This is a genomic window from Geobacillus sp. DSP4a, from assembly GCF_013096875.1.
Classification (GTDB): domain Bacteria; phylum Bacillota; class Bacilli; order Bacillales; family Anoxybacillaceae; genus Geobacillus; species Geobacillus thermophilus.
On the sequence record NZ_SDLD01000170.1, the window covers coordinates 1 to 656 of the forward strand.

General features: G+C 48.8%; 1 pseudogene. It reads right to left on the bottom strand.

Annotated features, from left to right (window positions below):
- Window positions 1-656, bottom strand: a pseudogene (locus tag ETC02_RS18660) (IS66-like element ISGst1 family transposase); the annotation flags it as partial.

Genomic DNA, 656 nt, shown 5'->3' on the forward strand with positions numbered 1-656 from the left:
GGAAAGAACTCGATCGATCGTTTCGCCTGCCAACAGAAGACATAACGAATCCCACACGTTTTTTTCGTGTTTCGTCAGTGTGGAAACGATGCTTCTTGCGATGCAAAACGACTGCGCGAATGTTTCTTCGCGAAACGTACCCGAAATGTTCTCTTTGACTTTGACCATGCGAAGATCGCGTTCGGCTTGGTTGTTATCAAAGGGAACATGTACTTCACGTAAGAAACGCAGCGCTTCTTCCTTTCGTTTTTGAAGGCGTCGAACAAAAGCGAGTGCTTTTTTCGGAAGAGGCGTCATCGTTTCTAATCGGTGTTGTGCTCTTTCTAGGATGCGATCATACACTCGTTCCCACCGTCTCGCTTCTTCTTCGGAAAGTGCACCGTGATGGGCTTCGACGGCTTGCTTGGCGGCTAACAGAAACGTGGTCATGCGCATCGCCCACGTATGCCCTTGTTCGATGAATCCTTTTAACTCACGCAAATGGTGGGCATGACAAAGGGCATGGGTGGCATGTGTGTATTTCGGATATGTACCGAACGCATCGTGCATCATCGTCCCTTCATATCGGGGAAGAATCCCGATATCATCGGTCGCTTTTTTTCCACGAGAAGCGTGAGGAGCCAAGTATGTATATCTCGATGTACACGCGACATGCA